19 protein-coding genes and 1 pseudogene are annotated in these 20,000 nt (G+C 43.2%); 3 read left to right on the plus strand and 17 right to left on the minus strand.

The genetic code is table 11. The annotated features are described in order from the left end of the window. Positions 1-230: 230 nt before the first annotated feature. The 5 genes from NST94_RS16205 to NST94_RS16225 all read right to left on the minus strand — a co-directional run bounded on the left by NST94_RS16205 (position 231) and on the right by NST94_RS16225 (position 3,440). Positions 231-710 (minus strand): flavodoxin domain-containing protein, encoded by a 480-nt coding sequence (locus tag NST94_RS16205; protein ID WP_076302590.1) that lies wholly within the window; start codon positions 708-710, stop codon positions 231-233. 33 nt (positions 711-743) lie between these two features. Further along, positions 744-1,595, minus strand: a complete 852-nt coding sequence (locus NST94_RS16210; protein ID WP_143766469.1) for a hypothetical protein — start codon at positions 1,593-1,595, stop codon at positions 744-746. 60 nt (positions 1,596-1,655) lie between these two features. Beyond that, a complete protein-coding gene (locus tag NST94_RS16215; protein ID WP_076281734.1) occupies positions 1,656-2,279 on the minus strand; it encodes a TetR/AcrR family transcriptional regulator in 624 nt (207 codons plus the stop codon). 186 nt (positions 2,280-2,465) lie between these two features. After that, positions 2,466-2,567 carry a sporulation protein YjcZ gene (locus NST94_RS16220; RefSeq protein WP_197069683.1) on the minus strand — a complete coding sequence of 34 codons (102 nt, stop codon included), beginning with the start codon at positions 2,565-2,567 and terminating at the stop codon, positions 2,466-2,468. Positions 2,568-2,930: 363 nt separating this feature from the next. Then, a complete protein-coding gene (locus tag NST94_RS16225; protein ID WP_339281082.1) occupies positions 2,931-3,440 on the minus strand; it encodes a GNAT family N-acetyltransferase in 510 nt (169 codons plus the stop codon). A 165-nt stretch (positions 3,441-3,605) separates the two neighbouring features. Between NST94_RS16225 and xerS the strand changes: the two genes are divergently transcribed. Beyond that, a complete protein-coding gene (xerS, locus tag NST94_RS16230) occupies positions 3,606-4,688 on the plus strand; it encodes a tyrosine recombinase XerS (RefSeq protein WP_076190208.1) in 1,083 nt (360 codons plus the stop codon). A gap of 670 nt (positions 4,689-5,358) precedes the next feature. Here xerS and glp read toward each other — a convergent pair. From glp to NST94_RS16270, 8 genes are all read right to left on the minus strand, one after another. Then, positions 5,359-6,621: a gephyrin-like molybdotransferase Glp gene (gene glp / locus NST94_RS16235; RefSeq protein ID WP_339281083.1), complete on the minus strand. Its 1,263-nt coding sequence runs from the start codon at positions 6,619-6,621 to the stop codon at positions 5,359-5,361. A 168-nt stretch (positions 6,622-6,789) separates the two neighbouring features. Continuing rightward, on the minus strand, positions 6,790-7,296 hold the full coding sequence (locus NST94_RS16240) for a DUF4178 domain-containing protein (RefSeq protein ID WP_076130052.1): 507 nt from the start codon (positions 7,294-7,296) through the stop codon (positions 6,790-6,792). A 14-nt stretch (positions 7,297-7,310) separates the two neighbouring features. Continuing rightward, the gene (locus tag NST94_RS16245; RefSeq protein WP_036687618.1) at positions 7,311-7,715 is read right to left on the minus strand and encodes a DUF350 domain-containing protein; all 405 of its coding nucleotides are present in this window, start codon (positions 7,713-7,715) and stop codon (positions 7,311-7,313) included. A gap of 123 nt (positions 7,716-7,838) precedes the next feature. Next, positions 7,839-8,507 (minus strand): PspA/IM30 family protein, encoded by a 669-nt coding sequence (locus NST94_RS16250; RefSeq protein WP_036687619.1) that lies wholly within the window; start codon positions 8,505-8,507, stop codon positions 7,839-7,841. A 70-nt stretch (positions 8,508-8,577) separates the two neighbouring features. Continuing rightward, positions 8,578-8,916, minus strand: coding sequence for a hypothetical protein (locus NST94_RS16255; protein WP_076190204.1), 339 nt, complete (start codon positions 8,914-8,916; stop codon positions 8,578-8,580). Between the two features lie 24 nt (positions 8,917-8,940). Beyond that, a complete protein-coding gene (locus tag NST94_RS16260; RefSeq protein ID WP_076098788.1) occupies positions 8,941-9,873 on the minus strand; it encodes a dihydroorotate dehydrogenase in 933 nt (310 codons plus the stop codon). Then, positions 9,866-10,570, minus strand: coding sequence for a dihydroorotate dehydrogenase electron transfer subunit (locus tag NST94_RS16265; RefSeq protein WP_076098787.1), 705 nt, complete (start codon positions 10,568-10,570; stop codon positions 9,866-9,868). Before NST94_RS16265 ends, NST94_RS16260 begins: the two co-directional genes overlap by 8 nt. 87 nt (positions 10,571-10,657) lie before the next feature. After that, positions 10,658-11,692, minus strand: a complete 1,035-nt coding sequence (locus NST94_RS16270; RefSeq protein WP_339281084.1) for an NADH:flavin oxidoreductase/NADH oxidase — start codon at positions 11,690-11,692, stop codon at positions 10,658-10,660. Between the two features lie 187 nt (positions 11,693-11,879). Here NST94_RS16270 and NST94_RS16275 point away from each other — a divergent pair, with 187 nt between their 5' ends. Continuing rightward, positions 11,880-12,761, plus strand: coding sequence for a polysaccharide deacetylase family protein (locus NST94_RS16275; protein ID WP_339281085.1), 882 nt, complete (start codon positions 11,880-11,882; stop codon positions 12,759-12,761). Positions 12,762-12,861: 100 nt separating this feature from the next. Here the strand turns inward: NST94_RS16275 and NST94_RS16280 are convergent, their stop codons facing one another. Next, complete coding sequence (locus NST94_RS16280) at positions 12,862-13,518, minus strand: 3D domain-containing protein (protein WP_076304109.1); 657 nt, start codon at positions 13,516-13,518, stop codon at positions 12,862-12,864. Positions 13,519-13,918: 400 nt separating this feature from the next. On the opposite strand from NST94_RS16280, the gene ppk1 reads away from it, so the two are divergent. Further along, positions 13,919-16,033 (plus strand): polyphosphate kinase 1, encoded by a 2,115-nt coding sequence (gene ppk1 / locus NST94_RS16285; protein WP_076130046.1) that lies wholly within the window; start codon positions 13,919-13,921, stop codon positions 16,031-16,033. Here the strand turns inward: ppk1 and NST94_RS16290 are convergent. The 3 genes and pseudogenes from NST94_RS16290 to NST94_RS16300 all read right to left on the minus strand — a co-directional run. Continuing rightward, a complete protein-coding gene (locus NST94_RS16290; protein ID WP_076130045.1) occupies positions 15,981-17,510 on the minus strand; it encodes a Ppx/GppA phosphatase family protein in 1,530 nt (509 codons plus the stop codon). The genes ppk1 and NST94_RS16290 overlap by 53 nt on opposite strands. Before the next feature lie 162 nt (positions 17,511-17,672). Continuing rightward, entirely contained in the window at positions 17,673-18,395 is a 723-nt protein-coding gene (locus tag NST94_RS16295; RefSeq protein WP_076130044.1) for an amino acid ABC transporter ATP-binding protein, read from the minus strand. Next, positions 18,382-19,845, minus strand: a pseudogene (locus NST94_RS16300) (ABC transporter permease subunit); the annotation flags it as partial. The gene NST94_RS16295 and the pseudogene NST94_RS16300, both read right to left, overlap by 14 nt. Between the last annotated feature and the right edge of the window lie 155 nt (positions 19,846-20,000).

The following is a 20,000-nucleotide window of genomic DNA, read 5'->3' on the forward strand; positions in this document are numbered from 1 at the left end:
CCCCTCGTTAATTATAAGGTTATCAGAGATGGTTTTTATCTTCCCGACTTTATCTGCACGATTCTGTAGGGTTTTTCATGTTTCGATGAACAGAGACTCAATACGAGGAAGTTACTCTCTTCTCACAAGAAGGACTACTTTTTTTGGTTGTCAAAATCATAGTTAACATAATCATATTTATGTTAACTATAATCTGAAGTGCGTTCATAAGCTCGCTCGTCCACTCACTTTCACAACCTTTTCATAGCAAGAGCAAAACGCTTTATCGTCTCTTTTGACAACCCATTTACGTTCTTATTTTTTCCTTTTACCATCCGCAGTACAAACCGGTCTAGCAAAGTTAGCTTCTCTTCATAGATCTCATCTCCAAAAACTTCTTTCGTCACCGATTGGTCATATAACACTTCTGGAAACGCAGATTTCAATTCTTGTGAGGCCTGTTCACCTGTTGCTCCTGCACAAACAAACAATCCTACTCGTTTTTTCCCTAGTTCATTTTGATGTTTTGTTGTAAAATCAGTCATTTGTTTTTGGATTTTTCCATAATAAATAGATCCTCCCAAGATGACCGTATCATATCGTTCCAGTGTCGGCTCTTTAGCATGCATCAGGTTAACTACTTCGGTTTCTTCGCCCAGTTGAGATTTTAATAAATAAGCCGCTTTCTCCGCACACCCATATTTCGAGGTATACATAATTATTGTCTTCATTCTAATCACTCCCTGCCGCTCGCTGGTCACATATTATCTTAAGGGTTCACGTACATGCTTTAACAAAATAACCATACAAGCAGCAATAGCTACAGTCATCGTCGGAAAAATTACACATTCGGCTATAGACACAGCCACACCGCTATAGATCATTGCCACCAGCATTGCCGTAATTGCTAGCAGTAATGTAACTCCTTTAAAAACAACGACAGTTGCCAGTAGGTACCCAAAAGGTTGTCTACGAATGACCATAATCCCCGTTACAATTGCTAATGGGACTAAGATCGCAAGATCCAAAACTTGAATTACCAATGTACTATAGTGCTCTAGCCCTTGTGGCGGTGTTCCCCCCAGTAGTGAATTCAGTATTTTCCCTAGCCAGAGCAATAAAATCATAAAAGCAATAACCATTAGGGAAAAGCCGATTCCTTTAGAAGGTAAACTGTTTTTAAAGTAAGTATGTATGGATTCTTTGTCGAAGGAAAATAAGGCTAGGATGAATGCGAAAAAACTTAAAGAAAACAACAGCACATAAACTAAAAACAATGAATTGTACATTGTCAGAAAGCTGTAGGATACGTAAGTATATAAAAAGTACCCCAAAGTGCCCGTAAGGAGCATCCTCCCCTTTATCGAGCCTTTAATTGTCATGATGAGCGAACTGAGCAGTAAAGGTATGGCAAGAAATAATGTAACTCCATCCTGTGCTTTAGCTTGTGCCGCCGCAGAGACAGAATCATGGCTGTACACTCCTGACCCCTGAAGCTTTACATCCTCGCCCCATATTGACGTGAAAGTATATTTTGTTCCATCACTTATCCCATCTGAAAACAACCCAACCGCTGTTGCAAACACTGCAATAACCGAAATCAACACCGACAGCACTACGACTTTCCTTATATGTTTTATAACACCCTCCCCCTCCTCCATGAAAATATTTAGATTTCACCTGGAGGCAATAGCAACCATTGAATCCAAATGACATGAAATCAGAGCTTCGACCTGATCATCAGGCAGATCCTTTTCGACAAGCAACCGCATAATTAAACCGAACGCTGCACTCCATATCACCTGAGCTGTGAGTTCTACGAAAGCTTCTTCACGGTTTTTTTGTGCTTCAAATCTGAGCAGGCCCTGGCAGAGCATCCCAATCGCTTTACGTTCCTGTGCAGCTCCTCTAAATAGAACAGCCGTGTAACTAAGAACAGCCGGTGCATCGTTTAGCATGACATTCCGGTATTCTACACCCATAGAAAGAGACATCCTGATGAACTTCTCCAATGATCGTTTTAAAAGTGTATCTGGAGGTAATTCCTGCTGTACCTCTTGTTGCACAGACTGAAGCTCAGAAAGCATATCCGTATATTTTTGTTGCAAATAGTTCTCGATAATCTCTTCTTTGCCTTTAAAATAATGATAAATAATTCCCGGTGAATATTCGATTTTCTCAGCGATTTTTCGGATAGACAGCTTCTCTATTCCCTCTTCGGCAATCAATAAAGCTGCATTTTGCAGGATTAGATTTCTCATTTCTTCACGCTCACGTACTTTTCGTTGTTCTTTAGTCATAAATTTGTCTCCTCATGTGTTGAACACCGTTTAATCTTTGAACACTGTTTAATATATGTTTTGGATTAGTATTATGTCAATATCCTTAGTCACATGTATTCCCCTCCTCCAATCTACATATCTGGACATAAAAAATCCGCCAGTCTATATAGACTGACGGAACCTTTAATTTGTGAAGTTAAAGGACTACAGACAGAGGGTTTTAGTAATGATAACCAACAGGATAAACAGAACCAGAATAGCTCCTGTGGAAGTGAAACCACCGTATCCTCCTGCAAATTCGCCCATTGTTGACTCCTCCTTTGTAATTGAGTACATCATAAGATATGCAATATTGCCCTCACTGACTGGGTATTTTGAACACAAAAAATAAACCAACGACCTTTTTTATGGTGAATGGTTTAATAGGTTGACATAATAAATGTTATGTTAACTCCAATAGAGAGCATAAGATGCTCCCTACATCACAATTCGTATATGTTCTTAATAGCTAGCCAGTTTTATAAAAAATCACAATTTCCTGACCTTCCGTCTTGACGCTCTCTTTGTCATTCTCTACTGTCTAGCGCTCACTCGCTTAGCCCCTTTTTCAATCCATTTGCCGTTAGTAGCAAGCTCCATAGCTAAAAGAAACCAGCAATATAACGGTTTTTATTTCTTAATCCTATTAATAGTTAATGTGTTGAAGTATTGGCTGGGGTTGCCTTGCTGTGGATTAAAGCGCTCTTGAAACTCTCCATGGGTATAGTCCCCGATCACTTTATGCCAGAAATCACGAGCAGGTATATTCGCACGGACTTGTGAAACCTTCCATTCCCCAGAGTACATATCAAAGAGCTTATGCGCAGCCCATGTACCTACACCACTTCGGCGGTATTTTTGCATCACAAAAAACTCAGTCATATAAAACTGGCCTTCAGGATTACGCAATAACCTGTCCACCAAAGCAAAACCAGCAATATGCCCGTCCACCTTAAACAAATATGCGAATTTATTATTTCCGCTACTCCAATAAGCTTCTAGTCCTGGATAGGCCGGAAATACCCCGTCTTGATTGACATCAAATTCTAAATAACGGGTGAAATCATATAGGTAGAACTGCATTAATCTGCTTATAGTATGCTTATGTTCTTTGGGAACCAGCTCAATTTCAAGTTTCATTATGTGCACCTCTGACATTTATGTTTACTTCACATCATAAAGCTTAGCGGCATCAGGAGCAAGGCTCGGACCTAGTTTCCCCTTCATTCGAAGTCCAATCTGGGACAAAACATGTTAAGATAGAAGGAAGAGATTTTATGCAATCTATGGAAAAAGGTGAATCACATGAGCGTTCAAAAGAACGATGACCGTAAAAAACTTGATCAAAAGCTACCCCTCATGCCCTGGTTCGTTCAGCAGTTTATTGATTATAAACGCCCTGATCTCTCCCCTTCCACACTGCTGGAGTATATCCGGGATTATGAATCTTTTTTCGGCTGGTTGCGTGCAGAGGGCTTATCTCAAGCCGGCTCAAATACCGAGATCACACTTCTAGAATTGGAAACCCTACATATGGACAGTATTGTCGGATATCGGTTGCATCTAACTACTCGCGCCGAGGGAACGAACACTCGAGTTACTGTATCCCGTAAGTTATCTGCATTACGCTCCTTATTTCATTATTTAAGTCAAATCGCCGAGGATGAGAACTTTTATCCATTGCTTAAACGCAACATTATGGCTAAGGTTGAGGTCAAACGAACACATAAGCCAAAGGATACTGCCGCTAAGTTAAAGGGTAAGATTTTGGAAGATGAGGAATTACTGGAGTTTGTGGGGTACATTTATGAAGGTTATGGACGGGATGTGGAAGGTAACAAACAGGCTTATTATTCGTTTCAATTAAATCATGAGCGCGACGCCTGTATTGCCAGCTTAATTCTGAACTCTGGCCTGCGTGTGTCTGAGGTAGTCAATCTAAACGTAGACGATTTGGATGTTAACAACAAGCTGCTATATGTCACCCGCAAAGGGAATAATGACGAAACGTTCAAGACACCTGTCTATTTTCGAGAGCAAGCTAAAGATGATCTAGCTCTTTATCTTAGTCTGCGCCAATCTCGCTACAAAACACCCAAGAGAGAAAAAGCCTTGTTTATCTCTCTCCCTAACGGGCGTCAAGAAGGCAAACGTATGACCAAACGTGCGATTCAAGAAATGATTATTAAGTACGCTAAACGCTTTGGTAAACCGTATCTTACGGTTCATAAGCTGCGTCATTCTTTTGCAACAGATTATTATCTGCAAAATGATATTTATAAAACGAAGGAACAGCTCGGGCACGCATCCACCGAAACAACTGAGATCTACGCTCATCTAACGGATAAAACGATGTCCGAGGCGATCGAGCGGCGTACCGATAATTAATCATCACCAAGGGGAGCTTATACTTCGGATGAGTAGCCGCTCTTCGCTAGTGCAGAGTTGTTATCGGTCTCAGCGGACCTTAAATGCAGGATTATCTCACATTTGGGTGGCTAACGGACCCCCAAGGTCGCTATTGGCCTGAAATACGTAAATATGAGCTCCATTCTATGAAATAGCGACGCTGAGGTCCGAAACCCCGCTTAAAAGGTGATAAATAAACAAATAAGATCATCTGAGTCCTTAAGCATCCGCGGGGGATTAATCTCGGCAGTGGTGTAGGCTAATAACTCCAACCAGCAGAGCAGCGACTCTTCCGATAGGAGAATTGCTATGATAGTGTTGCCTACCCGGGCATTTCATTCTCGCTTTTTTTCAAATTTGAGTACAACCGGCGGGCACCCCTAACCCTTTTATTGTTGCACTAAAAACCCACTTACGGTACGCAAGTGGGTTTTCTTATTCTAGTTTCTGGGGTAAAATCTCCCTTTAAACCGGTTGTAAGCGACTATTGGGTTAGCGCGAAAACTGTTTTTTGTTTATCTATTGTGAATTTTTCATATGTTGAAATGTTGGCAATAATAACGTTGGCTTAGCAATTATATGGCGATTTCTGTGCGTGCGTGGATATCAAATACCTTTTAATCCTCGATGGCCAGAGTACCCTCCACATCTAGCCCCGAATCTCCCCTGGCAGCTTGATCACTGTTACCTTATCTCCGGCGGATAGCCCCTTTTCTTCTGGGGGTACAACTATCAAACAGTCGCTATCCTTGATCGTGACCGTTACGGAAGATTCATCAATGAGTGCCGGATAAGCAAACAGACTACCGTCTTTAATTTCTAACCGAGCTCGCACAAATCTAGTAAAATTATTCACTCTTTTATAATCTGTACCGAGTGTAGCGCTCCATTCCGGTAAAAAAGACTTAGAAGAACTTTGCATCAGTGAAATCACAGGTCGTGCAAACAGTTGAAACCCAACGAAACAAGCCCCCGGATTTCCTGATAAAGCTAACAGCAGCTTACCCCCTCTAACCGCAGCAGTAGTTACGCTTCCCGGACGCATCGTCACTTTATTGAATAACATATTACCACTTTGTTCGCGAACCAAGTCGCCCATGATATCATAATCCCCCACAGAAACGCCACCCGTTGTAATCACAAAATCATAAGTTTCCAGCGCCATCTGTACTTTACTTCTAGCCAGCTCCAGATCATCCACAATAGCGCCTAACATTACTGGAACCCCCCCTGTCTCTTTGACTAAAGCTTCGAGCATAGGGGAGTTACTATTGCGGATTTTGCCAGGCTCCAGCGGCTCATACACTTCCAGCAGCTCTGTTCCTGTGGCAAAGATGGCTACCTTGGGACGACGATAGACTTTCACGGTATGTAATCCAAACGCTGCAAGAACAGCTATATCCCCCGCAGAGATTAACCTTCCTGTAGGCAATACAAGATCACCTTGGCTTAATTCGAACCCTTGAGGTGTGATATTGCTGTTTGCTTCTAGTTTTCTTCGAATTCCAACGTAAGTCTTTCCTTCCTCTTCACGTCTCTCCGTGACCTCCAGCATCACCACAGCATCTGCACCAACCGGTACTTGTGCACCCGTCATAATTCTTGCGGCTGTTCCCGGAGTTATATCTACCGCAGGCACTGCGCCACACGGAATATTATCCACAATTTCTAACCATACCACTTGTCCATTAACACAGTTACGGGTATCCCCCGCGATAATCGCATATCCATCCATACTCGAACGATTAAACGCAGGAAATGGGTGTGGAGCGATCACTTTTTCAGCCAAATAACGTCCACAACACTCATCCAGCGATACGTCTTCTGATTCTAGCGGATTGGCATATTTGATTATTTTGGCCTGAGCTTCTTTTACTTGCAGCGCTTCACGATGAAATCTATTATCCTTCATAAAGACCTCCGTTCTGAAACTTCGATGTTTGCAGTAATAGGTATTATTTTAACATGAGACCTCTTGAAGTAAAATTATAAACACAAAAGGCCACCATCCATGTTTATGGGCAGCAGCCTTTTCTACAATATTTTTTCCGGTATAGTGATCCGTTACTTCTCTACTAGTCTAGGATGCTCTAATTACCTTTACATCCCCAGGGATTATTTTCTCCCCTTCATAAAGCATAAACCGTCCATGTTGCCACTCTACACGCAGTAGACGTGAATCATCTGATTGATATTGCCACACATGCTGCTCTCCACCGTTCATAAAAGGAGTTTGACCTGCAACAGCAACAAAACCTTCATATTCTTCCTCCAGGAAAAATGTATAGCCATCGAGCTCAAGCGTTGCTGGAACCTCAGCAGGATTATCTAACCGCCCATCGATTGGTCTGTACAATCCATATTGCAGCTGTTCCCGCTCTTCTATATGAAGATAAGCTATCTGGCTTCCATCTCTAAGGGTCAGAACAACAGCATTACGGCCCCTATTATGTGTCCGGCCAGTAACTTCATAGGTGACAAGCGATACTTCACAAATGTCTCCGGGAGACAAATTAAGCATACTTTTTTGAACTTCCTGAGGCGCTGGCTTAGAGAAAAGGTTACCTATACGTTTCCACATACTCAACTTGATCGTTCCTCCTACATAAAGGCAGTAATAATTAAAGCACCCGTAATTTGCAGTGAACCTGATAGCAGGCCATATCCGATTTTACCAAGCTGTGTACCATGATCCAGATCCAGCTTCCCCCAATTTGCTAGTAGAAGTCGAACCGTTCTTTCTAAAATTAACAAAAGCAAAAATGATACCAACGAAATCAGCAACGCATCTAACAAACTATTAGAAGCCGCTATCGATGAAGATAAAATGAAGGCCTGAGCTAAAAGCTTCATTACAAACCGTGTAGTCACCGCCATATTTCCTGCCTTTAACTCTTCTATATCGTTATAACGAGTAAAAAGTGAATCTATATACATCAGTACAAACAGCAACACAGCGCCGCTCACCGTCCACACGACCATGGACACCAGAATATGGAGATCCATTCTATAGCCCCCGCTTAATCATTTTGCATGCCTTTCATAAGCATAGATAAAGCGAAGAAGAAACGAATTTCTGTCTCCCCTTCGCCTGTGAACACCAGCCGTGAACCGGCTAAAGATCAAATGTTATTGCTTCTCGTATTGTTTCATCAGAGCCGCCAGTTCATCTTCAACCGCTTGATCTTTGTTCAGCTTCTCGAATTCATCATCCAGAGATTTATTGCCTGAACTCATCTCATTGCTGGCTTCAGCCTGAGCTTCTGCTTGCAGCATTTTATCTTCCATACGTTTGAGTCCTGCAGACGCTGAATCGGAACTAAATCCGCTCATTGCTTTGTTGATCTCGGTTTGAGCTTTGGCAGCGTTATAACGTGCAACCAATGTCTCACGTTTGTTCTTCATTTGGGTAAGCTGTTTGCGCATCTCTTCAAGCTTGCCACGAAGGTTATCCGCAGAGGCTTTGTTCTGATCAAAGCTGGCTTTGTATTCTACCAGTTTAGCTTCAGCAGCATTTTTCTCTTCCAGAGCGCGGCGAGCAAGGTCAACATTACCCGCTTGAGCTGCTGCATGAGCCTGTTGGGTACGTTTGTTAACAAGCGCTTCTTGTTCTTCATACAGCTGTTTGAATTTCTTCTCAATGGCGATTTGCGCCGCTACAGCTTTTTCTGCATCTTCTAAATCTTCGGTCATATCACGAATGTATTGATCTGTCATTTTAATCGGGTCTTCTGCTTTGTCAATAATCGCGTTCACATTAGACATGGTTAAATCGCGCAATCTTTTAAATATAGACATGGTTTCATTCCTCCAAAAGATAATTTAATTCCTCACATGCTATCTTTTACGTAGAATTGCCACTACCGTTTCATATTTGTTGCGCTAAATATTGATTTACTTTTAAATTCACAATTTCCACGACTTCCATAATACCTTCTTTCGTGAGATTGTCGTAATGAATCCCCATCACTACTGTGACCGTCTTGTTCAGCGCTTCAGCTACTCTGATCGCAATGGGCTCGCTTATCGTGTACTCTTTATGATGAGGAACCGCTGAAGTCAGTACTTTAACCTGCTCCCCCTCCAGATAAGCAGTACTCGTCGCACCAATATGCCGAACACCTCCACTAATTAAGAGCAAGAGATCACATCCGACAGCCGTCGCCTTCAGCTCAATATCCTCAGGATCAATCTGGTTAGTAGTCATTAGTATTCCCCTCACTACTTCACTTTATATAATGCCCCGTATTTCCTCTAGTGATTGAATATTTTCTTCAACCATAAATTGCTCAAGCTCTGCAACTAGCTGACTACCTGCACGCAAGTTCATGAAATTATAAGTTCCCACTTGGATAACTGCAGCACCTGCCATAATAAACTCGATGATATCCGTTGCTGAAGTGATGCCACCCATTCCGATCACGGGAATCGTTACGTTTTGTGCGACTTGATGCACCATACGCAGAGCGACAGGCTTAATCGCAGGTCCAGACAATCCAGCATATAAGTTATTGAATACACTGCTTCTACGGCGAACATCAATCTTCATTCCTGAGATAGTGTTGATGAGCGAGACAGCGTCTGCACCCTCCTCCTGACACATTTGTGCCATTTCAACGATATTTTCGGCTCCCGGCGACAGCTTTACAGCGAGGGGCAGTTTAGTTGCGCGTCTAACAGCCTGTACTACTTTTTGAGCTTCTGAAGTTTGGATCCCAAACGCAATGCCGCCCTCTTTAACATTTGGACAAGAAATATTCAATTCAATCATGTCTACTGCTGTCTTACCTGCACTCGCACGAGCATCTGCATCCCGCTGAATCATCTCAGCTCCAAGAACATAATCTTCAAGTGTGCCTCCACCCAGGTTGACCAAACGAGCGGTGTCGAGTGTTTCCCAATAAGGGCATTCTTTATCTAAAAATGCAGCTACACCCGGATTCTCGAGTCCCACACTATTCAGCATACCAGAAGCTGTCTCGTATACACGAGTGCCGGGATTCCCCGCTTTCGGATTGAGGGTTAACCCCTTGCCAGAGATTCCGCCCAGCAGAGACACATCATACAGCTTGCCATATTCACGGCCAAAACCAAACGTTCCAGAGGCCATTATAATTGGATTTTTAAAATGAACGCCAGCAATTGTTGTGTTCAACTTAGTCATGGAAAAGCACCTCCTCAGAAAGAAACACAGGTCCGTCTGCACAGGCCTTCTTTTGGCCATCACGGCAGGATACACTGCAGACCAGACAGGCTCCAATCCCACAAGCCATTCGGTTCTCTAGAGAAAGGTATACTTTCGTTCTACTGCCTGCTTCTTCAGCAGCAATGCCTTTACGTTGAGCAGCTTTAAGCATAGGGTGTGGGCCGCAGACAAAGACATGATCATATTGGCTGAAATCCACACTATCCAAAATTAAACCGCCAACATCGACTACAAGCTCACTTGCAAGTGGGCGAAACGCTTCTGTCCGGTAAGCTTCACGGCTAAAGCCCAAAAAAATATCACTCCCCGGAAGCTGCTTCGCACAATAATAAAGCGGTGCAATTCCGATCCCACCGCCGATGAGTGCAACCTTCCCTTCGACCTGTGGAAATCCATTTCCAAAAGGGCCCTCAAGCTCTACCGAATCACCTGAACCCAGTCGTGAGAATATCTCCGTACCTTCCCCAACGACGTGATACAGAAATTCAACACTATCCTCGTGTACTTCATGTATACTTAAGGGTCTGGATAGGATGGGGTAAGCTCCCCATGCCCGTAACATGTAGAATTGACCCATTGCTCCGCCACTATTCGTCTCTACCTTAAGGTGATACACACCATCTGTCAGCCGTTCGTTACTTAGAACCGTCCCCACGTTATCAAGCTCCTTCAAATTTTATCTTTATTAAGATTGCCTTAGAAGGAGCATAAAATCTGTGACAAACTTCACACCGAAAATGGTCTAGCCTCTTTTCCAAATCTCACGTTCATAAGGTTTAGGTACATCATGTACGCCACCAAGCGCTTCTTCAGCATGTAAAGCCCAATAAGGATCACTTAACATCCCACGGCCAATAGCTACAAGCTCCGCCCTTTTTTCTGCAATGATGGACTGTGCCTCAGAATAGGCTTCAAGCCGTCCTACCGCAATTACTGGCACTTGTAATCCACTGCGAATATATTCTGCCAGATCTGCTTGGTAGGCTGGGCCCGCATTAGGTCCACCATTAGAGCCAATGGGACCTTCACCACCTGAAGACACATGGAACATATCCACTCCAGCATCCTTATATCGGCGGCAAAACGCCAGGGCATAGTCAGCATCATATCCACCATCAACATATTCTTTCGCGGAAACCCTCATGATCAAGGGCATATCTACTGGCACTACTTCTCGGATTGCTGTAACTACTTGTACTCCAAAAAGTGCTGGATCTTGTCCATATTCATCCAATCTGATGTTGGTCAGAGGTGAATGAAACTGGTGAATTAAGTAGCCATGCGCACCATGAATCTCCACAGTATCAAATCCTGCCTCCACAGCTCTACGAGCGGCAGCACGAAAGGCTTCTATCATCTCAAGGATGCCTTCCTTAGAAAGCGCCTGTGGCTGCTTAGAACGAGCATCAAATGGAATTGCAGAAGGGGCAACCGGCGGTTCAGCATCGACTGCTTTACGTCCAGCATGACCTAGTTGAATGGCTATTTTTGCCCCATAGGCATGTACACTATCTGTGAGCTTACGATAAGCCTCTATATGTGTATCACTCCAAATCCCTGTATCCCGGTTCGTTATTCTACCGTCTGGATGGACTCCAGTCATCTCGACAATGATTAGACCAGTACCTCCAACAGCACGGCTTACATAATGAACAAAATGCCAATCATTAGGAATTCCATCCTCTTTATCCACCGAATACTGGCACATAGGCGGCATAACAATACGATTTTTCAGCGTTAAACCCTTCAATTCATAAGGTGCAAACAATTCTGACATCCTTGTCCCCATCCTTCCACCTGTCTATAATTGGCCCGGGAATATCCCGTTCTATTTAGTATACACGCATTAGGGTGTGCAAGAAATCTTTACCAGAGCCCTTGAAGAAACGGCATAAATTCATCCTTCAATGGAGATAACAATGAAGAATATGGTGATGATCAGGTAGTAAAGGAGGCATATGGGGATGTATGATCAACGGAGAGTCCAGAAACTGCTAGTAGTATTAGGATCAATCATTGTCCTGCTATTTCCAACCTCTTCAGCAGAGGTTGCTTCAGCCCCAGCTCAGAGTCAGAAATCCTCGTTGGATCAAATTAAAAGCACGCAAACCACTGACGAAGACAAGGCGATATCTGCGGGAACTTCTACTACAAATAATTCAACGAGCAGCAACAATAAGAACACTAAGGGCTTGTCTCTGAGTCAGCTATTACACAAATATCCCGAGACCTTTAAGACCAGCGGTCCTCGGAATAAAGTCATCGCCTTAACTTTTGATGATGTGCCTGACCCAAGGTTTACACCCCAATTGCTAGATGTTCTTAAGAAATATCATGTCAAAGCAACCTTCTTCGTGGTGGGAAGCCGAGCTGAGAAACATCCCGCTCTAGTGAAGAGGATGATTAGAGAAGGACATGCTATTGGAAATCACTCTTATGATCATCCTCAGTTTGTGAAGCTAAAGATGCATGATTTCAGATCACAGATCATTGAGACCGAGAACATTATTCAAACCTTAGCCGGATATAAACCACGCTTGATTCGTCCACCCTATGGAGATATCTCTGAGCAACAGTTGAGATGGGCAAAAAATCATGGTTATAAGCTTGTAAATTGGAATGTGGATTCGTTGGACTGGAAGGGACTTTCCAAAACTCAAGTTAGAAATAACATCTTAGCTAATGCTGGAAAAGGAGCAATTATCCTTCAGCATGGTGGAGGTGGGCCGGGTAGTGATCTTCGCGGAACGATTCAGGCTTTACCTGAGGTAATCACGATTATGCGTAAACGTGGCTATTCTTTTGTTACCGTTCCTCAATTGCTGCAGGTCTCTAAAAATAAATAAACAAGAAACGGAGGCAGCCGCTAAGGACTCCCTCCGTTTCTTGTTTAACCTTTTTAACCCATTTCATATCTCTATAATAAATCTCTATATTTTTATCTAGCTATTTAACAATGTATAATTGTACATATTGATAACCAAAATCGGATACAAAGCTTTGGCTGCCTGGGATAAAGATATCGATCCGGTTACCTTTAATGGCACTTCCCATATCGGTTGCAGTAGCCAGAAAAGCTTCTTTAGGCAATCCTGCGTGTGAATGTCCGGTAACCAATACTTTAGTTCCCAGAGGAATTACACTTGGATCAACTGCGATGGTTCCTAGCTTGAGTGGGTTTCCGAAATAATCAACGGCACCCCAGCCTCCATTCTCACTAGCCGCTGAGGAATAAGCAGAAGCCTTAACTTGTATCGATTTCTCGTAGTTAAAGGACTTGCCCCATGCTTCAACTGTTTTTGATTCTGGAGTAACATTCAGGCTTGGTGTAAGCACTGGAGTTTCTGTCGTAGCCACAGACTCTGCTTGCATTTTACTTGGGATCGTTATTTTAAGTCCATCGTAAATATTAAGAGCAGCAACGTTTGGATTAGCTTTCATTAAATCATTAACACCGACATTGTATTGCTGAGATAGAGTATAGAAAGTATTGCCTTCCTTTGCAATATGAACGCTGTCTGCAAAAGCAGGAGCGGTGTGCAGCAATGCACTAATTCCCATAACTGCAGCAAGGGTTTTAATGGTTCTGAACTTGTTCTTCATAAATGCCTCCTCTTTAGATGGGCGTAAGCGGTATGACTTCCGTATACGCTCGTGTACATTTCCTGTACTTATGTACATCTTGTGTGATGTCCTGATGTATTGTTGTCATTTGTAAAACTGACAGGACTTAATATATCACAATTTTGTAACCTATGCGTATGTAATTGTTACCATTCTGAAATAACATGTTTAATTATTGTCTTTTGTCCATTAAGAAGTTAACGTAATTTTGATTATGTTAACTAAATAGCGACAATCACATCCTATTATATAAGATAATTAAATAATATTCTTTGAGATTTTACATAGATTTAACATTTCGTGCCTCATCCAATAGTAAAATGATAGAATATGATAAATAGATTTGAGATATAGACATCGAAGCATATTTGGAGGTCCCATGAATACAGAAGAGATTAAAAACAATCAGAGCAGTCCAGCTACTGCTTACCTCAATAGGGATTTGAGCTGGATCGAATTTAACCGCCGCGTACTCAAGGAGGCGCAGGACCCTGATAACCCTTTAATGGAACGTGCCAGATTTCTGGCGATCGTCTCGAGCAATCTGGATGAATTCATAAGCGTTCGTGTGGCGGGAATTCAGGATCAGATCCGGGCAGGCTATACTAAAAAAGATTTCACAGGCTACACCCCTTCCGGGCTGTATAAACGCCTCATCAAACGCGTAACCAAAATCATTGCCGATCAATACCGGACGTTCCGTGATATTTCGCGGAGTTTGCATAAAGAAGGCATCGTATTTGTGGATTATGAGGATCTTACCCATGCCCAAGAGCAGTCCATAGAACAGTATTACCGGGATATCATCTATCCTGTACTAACGCCAATGGCTGTTGATCAGAGCCGGCCGTTTCCACTCGTGCACAGCCAGTTTATCTACCTAGCTGTTGTTCTTACTCGTAAGAATGGTCTTGAAGAGGAGCCTTATTTTGCTATCCTGCAAATTCCTTCGAATCTGCCAAGATGTATCCCTCTTCCCCACCGCTCTAATAGTAAGAAAAGACAATTTGTATTTATTGAAGATGTGATCCGCCATCACATTCAAACCTTATTCAGCGGTTACGAACCTGTTGCGGTTAGTGAGTTTCGTTTGACTCGTAACTCAGATCTTACAATCGATGAGGAAGGTGCAGAGGATCTGCTGGAAGAGATCGAAAAAGAGCTGCGCAAGCGTCGTCGCGGGGTGCCAGCCCGTTTGGAAGTACAAAAAGGTATCCATCCCTATGCTCTTGAGCAGCTGCAAGCGGAATTTGAGCTGGAGGACTTCGTATTTGAAATTGAAGGTCCGCTTGATCTAGGCTTTCTTCGTAATTTTGCCGGAAGCTTAAAAGGTTTTGGTTACATGAACTATCCACCTATTGAGCCGGTTTATCCTGCTGAATTTCAAGAAAATGAGGATTTCTTCGAGGTGCTGCGTGAACGGGATGTATTAGTCTACCACCCTTACGAGTCTTTTGATGCAATGACAGACTTTATCATTCAAGCTTCAGAGGATGAGCAAGTGATGGCGATTAAAATGACCTTATACCGTGTCAGTGGAAATTCTCCACTTATTACTGCACTAGCCAATGCTGCGGAGTCTGGTAAGCAAGTTACAGTGGTTGTAGAGTTAAAAGCTCGATTTGATGAGGAACGGAACATCGCTTGGGCACGCCAGCTTGAAAAATCAGGCTGTCATGTCGTTTATGGTCTGATCGGACTCAAAACGCATGCCAAAGTGACCTTGATTGTCCGCCAGGAAGGCCCTGAACTGCGCCGTTACGTGCATGTAGGCACAGGAAATTATAATGACAGTACAGCCAAGGCCTACACGGATCTCAGTCTATTCACCGCCCAAAGCGATATCGGACTGGACGCTTCTGAGCTGTTTAATCAAATGACTGGATATTCGGCTAATTTTGACTGGCATTCCTTCATTGTTGCACCGACGAATATGAGCTTATCCTTGCAAAAGCTAATGATGCGTGAAGCTGAACATGCACGGGCAGGCAGACCCGCTCGCATAATCGCCAAGATGAACTCGCTCTCTAATCAGCAAGTAATAGACGATTTATATAGCGCAGCCCAAGCCGGTGTCTCCATTGACTTAATCGTGCGAGGGGTTTGCTGCCTACGTCCGGGAATAGAGGGCTTAAGCGAAAACATTACCGTACGCAGTATTGTAGACCGTTTTCTGGAGCACTCCCGGATCTATTATTTCGAAAATGGCGGCAAACCTGAGGTGTATTTATCCAGTGCCGACTGGATGACTAGAAACCTAACCCGCCGGATTGAGCTGATGTGTCCTGTCAGAGACAGCGGCATCCGTAAACAGATCGTCAAGATTCTAGAGTTGTCTCTAAAAGATAATGTTAAAGCCAGCTTCTTGCAGGCTAATGGATATTACGAACAACCAGACGACAAAAAGGCCCCTTTCCGGAGCCAGTTTGCTGCAATGGATGTTACACGTTGGAAGGGAAGCCGAGTTTTACCTTCACCGCCCAAGCATTCTTAAATGCTTTTATCGCGTTCTCAATGTCCTCTAGGCCAATTAGCAGTGACGATGCGCCCTCTAAGTCCAGATGAAGCGTATTGCCGTGCAGATTGGCCTTCAGGCCGCTTACAATTCCAATCTCCGTGCTGTCCAGCGCAATGCTAAGCTGGACAAGCGACCCGAGCTTATGAATCCACTCTTCGTCGGATGGCAGCAAAATGTCCTTATGTTGTTGGGACAATTTCTGCTTCCGGCTTTTTGTGCTGTATGAGGCAATCATGGCGCAAAGAATAAGCTGACGGTGGGTAAGTCCACGAATTGGTGAATTCATCAACCAATACAAAGTATGTCTTTTGGATTGGTAATAGTTAATATTCGTTCCCGTACGATGCAGCATGATGGACACGTAAATTAACATCTCGTGCTCTGCTCTATTCGATTCATCTTTAAATGCGTCAAACAGGCTGAGTGCTAGCTTGTTGATATGATCTAAATACCGTTTAGAAGTATGAATATCAAAGCGAATGATCGTGTTTAAGCTATATTCCAATGCACTATCACGCACTGGCTGCTCCGGCTCCAGCAGATCATGCAGCAAGCCTTCTCTGAGCCCTTCCCCGCTGATTACCGCCTCACTCGCCCCAATATACTGATACACCGTATGGAAAATAATCAACCCGGATACAATGATATCCGCCCGACTCTTAGATAATCCATCTAAATCCTTACGTTTTTCGTAAGGCATTGAAGGTAAGGTGTTCATAAAGTGCTCGATCGTCTCACTGGTCATCGTATAGCCATGGGAGTTAGGCAATGAGTATGCTCGTGTCTTCTGATCCAGCTTCCCTAAGGAACGAACCGTCCCTCCTAAACCGAATAAAGGAAGCCCAGCTTTGGCATTTAGCCAATCATGCTCAACCAGTCTGCCGAGAACAAAAGTCTGCAGCTTGTGAATCTGCTCATCGCTCCAATTCCCACCTTGGCCAAACATTAGGTTGGTATTTACTGCCCCGAACGGGAAAGAAATGCTGTGTTGATATCGCCGCTCACAAAAAAGAGTGATTTCAGTACTCCCGCCACCAATATCAATGACATAACCATCCTCTACATTAAAGGCATTAATAACACCCAAGAAGCCATAATATGCCTCCTGGTGGCCACTGATCACCTCAATCGGAATGGAAGAGGATTGTGACAAAAAGCTTATTATTTCACTTGAGTTAGCCGCATTACGAATGGCTGCCGTTGCACCCGCCCGAATGGTTTCCACTGCAAAAGCGTTGCAGATTTCCTTAAACTGCCGCAAGACCGGAACAATCGTTTCCATGTCCTTTTGTTCCAGTCTATTCTCCTTCGTAATCTTCTCACTAAGGCGAGCGGAGTACTTACACTCCTTGATGATCTTATAGCCTCCTTCGCGCGTTGTATCATAAATTACAAGACGAATGGAGTTCGAACCAATATCAATAATGCCTATCCGGCGTAGATCATCTCTCATTATGTATGTACTCCTTTTCCTGTTGATTGACTGACCATCTATTATACATGGTTTACATAAATAAATGAACTCAGCCCCCAGCGATATATTCCCACATTACCCTCAGGACCCTATAACAAAACGGCCACTGGATACTTGTCCAGGGCCGTTTTGACGAATTCTTTATAATACTTTACTTAAAAAATCCTTAGTCCGAGCATGTGTAGGATTACCAAATACTTGTTCAGGAGTACCCTGTTCAACGATGAACCCGCCATCCATAAACAGAATGCGGTCACCCACTTCACGGGCAAAGCCCATCTCATGTGTAACAATAACCATTGTCATTCCGTCTTCGGCAAGCTTTTTCATAACCTCAAGTACCTCTCCTACCATTTCCGGATCAAGCGCTGAGGTAGGCTCATCAAAAAGCATCACATGGGGCTGCATGGCTAATGCACGAGCAATCGCGATCCGCTGCTTTTGTCCACCGGACAATTGAGCTGGATAAACATCCTTTTTATCTTCAAGCCCTACAGTCTTGAGGAGCTCCATTGCGAATTTATCGGCCACAGCCTGCTGCTGTTTTCTTACTTTAATCGGTGCGAGCGTAATGTTTTGCAGAACGGTTTTGTGCGGAAAAAGGTTGAACTGCTGAAAAACCATCCCCATCTTCTCACGCGTTGCATTGATATCATGCTTCTTTGAGGTGATCGATTCCCCTTCAAAAGTGATCTCTCCACCTGTAGGCTGCTCCAATAAATTCAAGCAGCGCAGAAAGGTACTTTTTCCCGAACCACTGGGCCCGATTACAACGACAACTTCACCCTTTTTAATCTCCAAATCGATTCCCTTGAGAATCTCCAGCTTTCCGTAATGCTTCTGCAGGTTCTTAACGGCGATCATCGGTATTCAGCCTCCTTTCGAGTCTACCTAGGATCTTGGAAAGCGTAAATGTTAGAACAAAATACATAAATGCAGCAATCACGAGTGGTGTCATGCCATCATACGAAATCGTTGTAACTGTACGAGCTTGAAACATCAAATCCGTTACTCCGATAAATGAAATAATCGATGATTCCTTGATAATGGTAATGAACTCATTACCGATTGCCGGAAGTACACTTTTAAGTGCCTGAGGAAGTACAATATGACGCATGGTCATCCCTTGTTTCATTCCAAGTGAACGTGCGGCCTCCGTTTGTCCACGATCGACACCCTGAATCCCGGCACGAAAAATTTCTGCCAGATAAGCAGAACTGTTAATGGAGAGTGTAATCGCCCCGGACTGAATCGGAGTAAACTCAATACCAAATGTCGCCAGTCCGTAATGGATGAGAAACAGTTGTACAAGCATTGGAGTGCCCCGCAAAAATTCAACCCAAGCTGTGGCTAAGAAACGTAACACTCTCCATTTTGACATGCGTAGTAGAGAGACGATAATCCCAAGAATGAAGCCAAATAATACACCAAGAACAGCAAGTAGCAAGGTATATTGTAGTCCAGTCAAGAAAAGATCACGATAATCATAAGCCATTCTAAATAAAGTAATATCCAATATCTTATCCTCCTATCTCCAAAAAAATAGAAAATAGCAAAGTTCCGCTATTTTCTGTAATACACATACAATTTACTTCAGCAGACCTAAAACAATATACATTCCTTACTTCGTGCTTTCAGCAAGCTCGCTGGCAGCCGCTACATATTCATCAATCTTACCTTCTGATTCTAGACGTTTAAGTGTAGCATTTACTTTATCCAGAAGCTCTGTATTGCCTTTTTTAATCCCAATTGCGTATCCATCATCTTCTACTTCAGGCTTAGCATCGGTAATTACAAGACCCGCTAAATTCTTAACAAAAGATTTGGCTACAGGTCCTTCAATAATTGCTGTATCGATACGGTTGGATTGCAATTGCAGAACGATCTCGGAGATTTTACCAAGAGAAGTGATCTTTGCGCCTTCAATCTCTTTGGCGATTTCTTCTTGAATAGATCCTGTCTGTACACCAATTTTGGTCCCCTTCACCGCGTCCATAGTAGCGTATTTATCTTTATCTGCTTCGCGTACTACAATAGCTTGTTCTGCTTTGTAATAAATATCTGAAAGTTCAACCGCTTTTTTGCGTTCTTCAGTCGGGCTAAGGCCGGAAATTACCATATCTACGCGTCCACTGGACAATTCGTTAAGCAGTGAATCAAAAGGCAGATCCTTAACTTCAAGCTCAGCGCCCATGTCGGCAGCAATTTCCTTAGCGATGTCGATATCAAAACCTACGATGGTATCTTTTCCGTCCACTACTTTATGGAATTCGTACGGAGGAAAATCTGCACTTGTTCCCATAATCAGCTTTTTAGTAACTGCACCGGAATTTGCATTACCACTAGCAGCGGTATCATTATCATTTTTATTTTGACCGCAGCCTGAAAGCAGACCTACCGCTAATACCATTCCTAAACTAAGTTTACCCCATTTGTTCATTTCTATATCTCCCCTATTCATATGAAAAA

Source organism: Paenibacillus sp. FSL H8-0282 (assembly GCF_037963825.1).
Lineage (GTDB): Bacteria > Bacillota > Bacilli > Paenibacillales > Paenibacillaceae > Paenibacillus_AQ > Paenibacillus_AQ odorifer.

Bases quoted from the DNA above. Each gene is read 5' to 3' on its own strand.
- NST94_RS16205 (WP_076302590.1), bottom strand. From the start codon at position 710: ATGAAGACAATAATTATGTATACCTCGAAATATGGGTGTGCGGAGAAA.
- NST94_RS16215 (WP_076281734.1), bottom strand. From the start codon at position 2,279: ATGACTAAAGAACAACGAAAAGTACGTGAGCGTGAAGAAATGAGAAAT.
- NST94_RS16220 (WP_197069683.1), bottom strand. From the start codon at position 2,567: ATGGGCGAATTTGCAGGAGGATACGGTGGTTTCACTTCCACAGGAGCT.
- NST94_RS16225 (WP_339281082.1), bottom strand. From the start codon at position 3,440: ATGAAACTTGAAATTGAGCTGGTTCCCAAAGAACATAAGCATACTATA.
- xerS (WP_076190208.1), top strand. From the start codon at position 3,606: ATGAGCGTTCAAAAGAACGATGACCGTAAAAAACTTGATCAAAAGCTA.
- glp (WP_339281083.1), bottom strand. From the start codon at position 6,621: ATGAAGGATAATAGATTTCATCGTGAAGCGCTGCAAGTAAAAGAAGCT.
- NST94_RS16245 (WP_036687618.1), bottom strand. From the start codon at position 7,715: ATGGATCTCCATATTCTGGTGTCCATGGTCGTGTGGACGGTGAGCGGC.
- NST94_RS16250 (WP_036687619.1), bottom strand. From the start codon at position 8,507: ATGTCTATATTTAAAAGATTGCGCGATTTAACCATGTCTAATGTGAAC.
- NST94_RS16255 (WP_076190204.1), bottom strand. From the start codon at position 8,916: ATGACTACTAACCAGATTGATCCTGAGGATATTGAGCTGAAGGCGACG.
- NST94_RS16260 (WP_076098788.1), bottom strand. From the start codon at position 9,873: ATGACTAAGTTGAACACAACAATTGCTGGCGTTCATTTTAAAAATCCA.
- NST94_RS16270 (WP_339281084.1), bottom strand. From the start codon at position 11,692: ATGTCAGAATTGTTTGCACCTTATGAATTGAAGGGTTTAACGCTGAAA.
- NST94_RS16275 (WP_339281085.1), top strand. From the start codon at position 11,880: ATGTATGATCAACGGAGAGTCCAGAAACTGCTAGTAGTATTAGGATCA.
- NST94_RS16280 (WP_076304109.1), bottom strand. From the start codon at position 13,518: ATGAAGAACAAGTTCAGAACCATTAAAACCCTTGCTGCAGTTATGGGA.
- ppk1 (WP_076130046.1), top strand. From the start codon at position 13,919: ATGAATACAGAAGAGATTAAAAACAATCAGAGCAGTCCAGCTACTGCT.
- NST94_RS16290 (WP_076130045.1), bottom strand. From the start codon at position 17,510: ATGAGAGATGATCTACGCCGGATAGGCATTATTGATATTGGTTCGAAC.
- NST94_RS16295 (WP_076130044.1), bottom strand. From the start codon at position 18,395: ATGATCGCCGTTAAGAACCTGCAGAAGCATTACGGAAAGCTGGAGATT.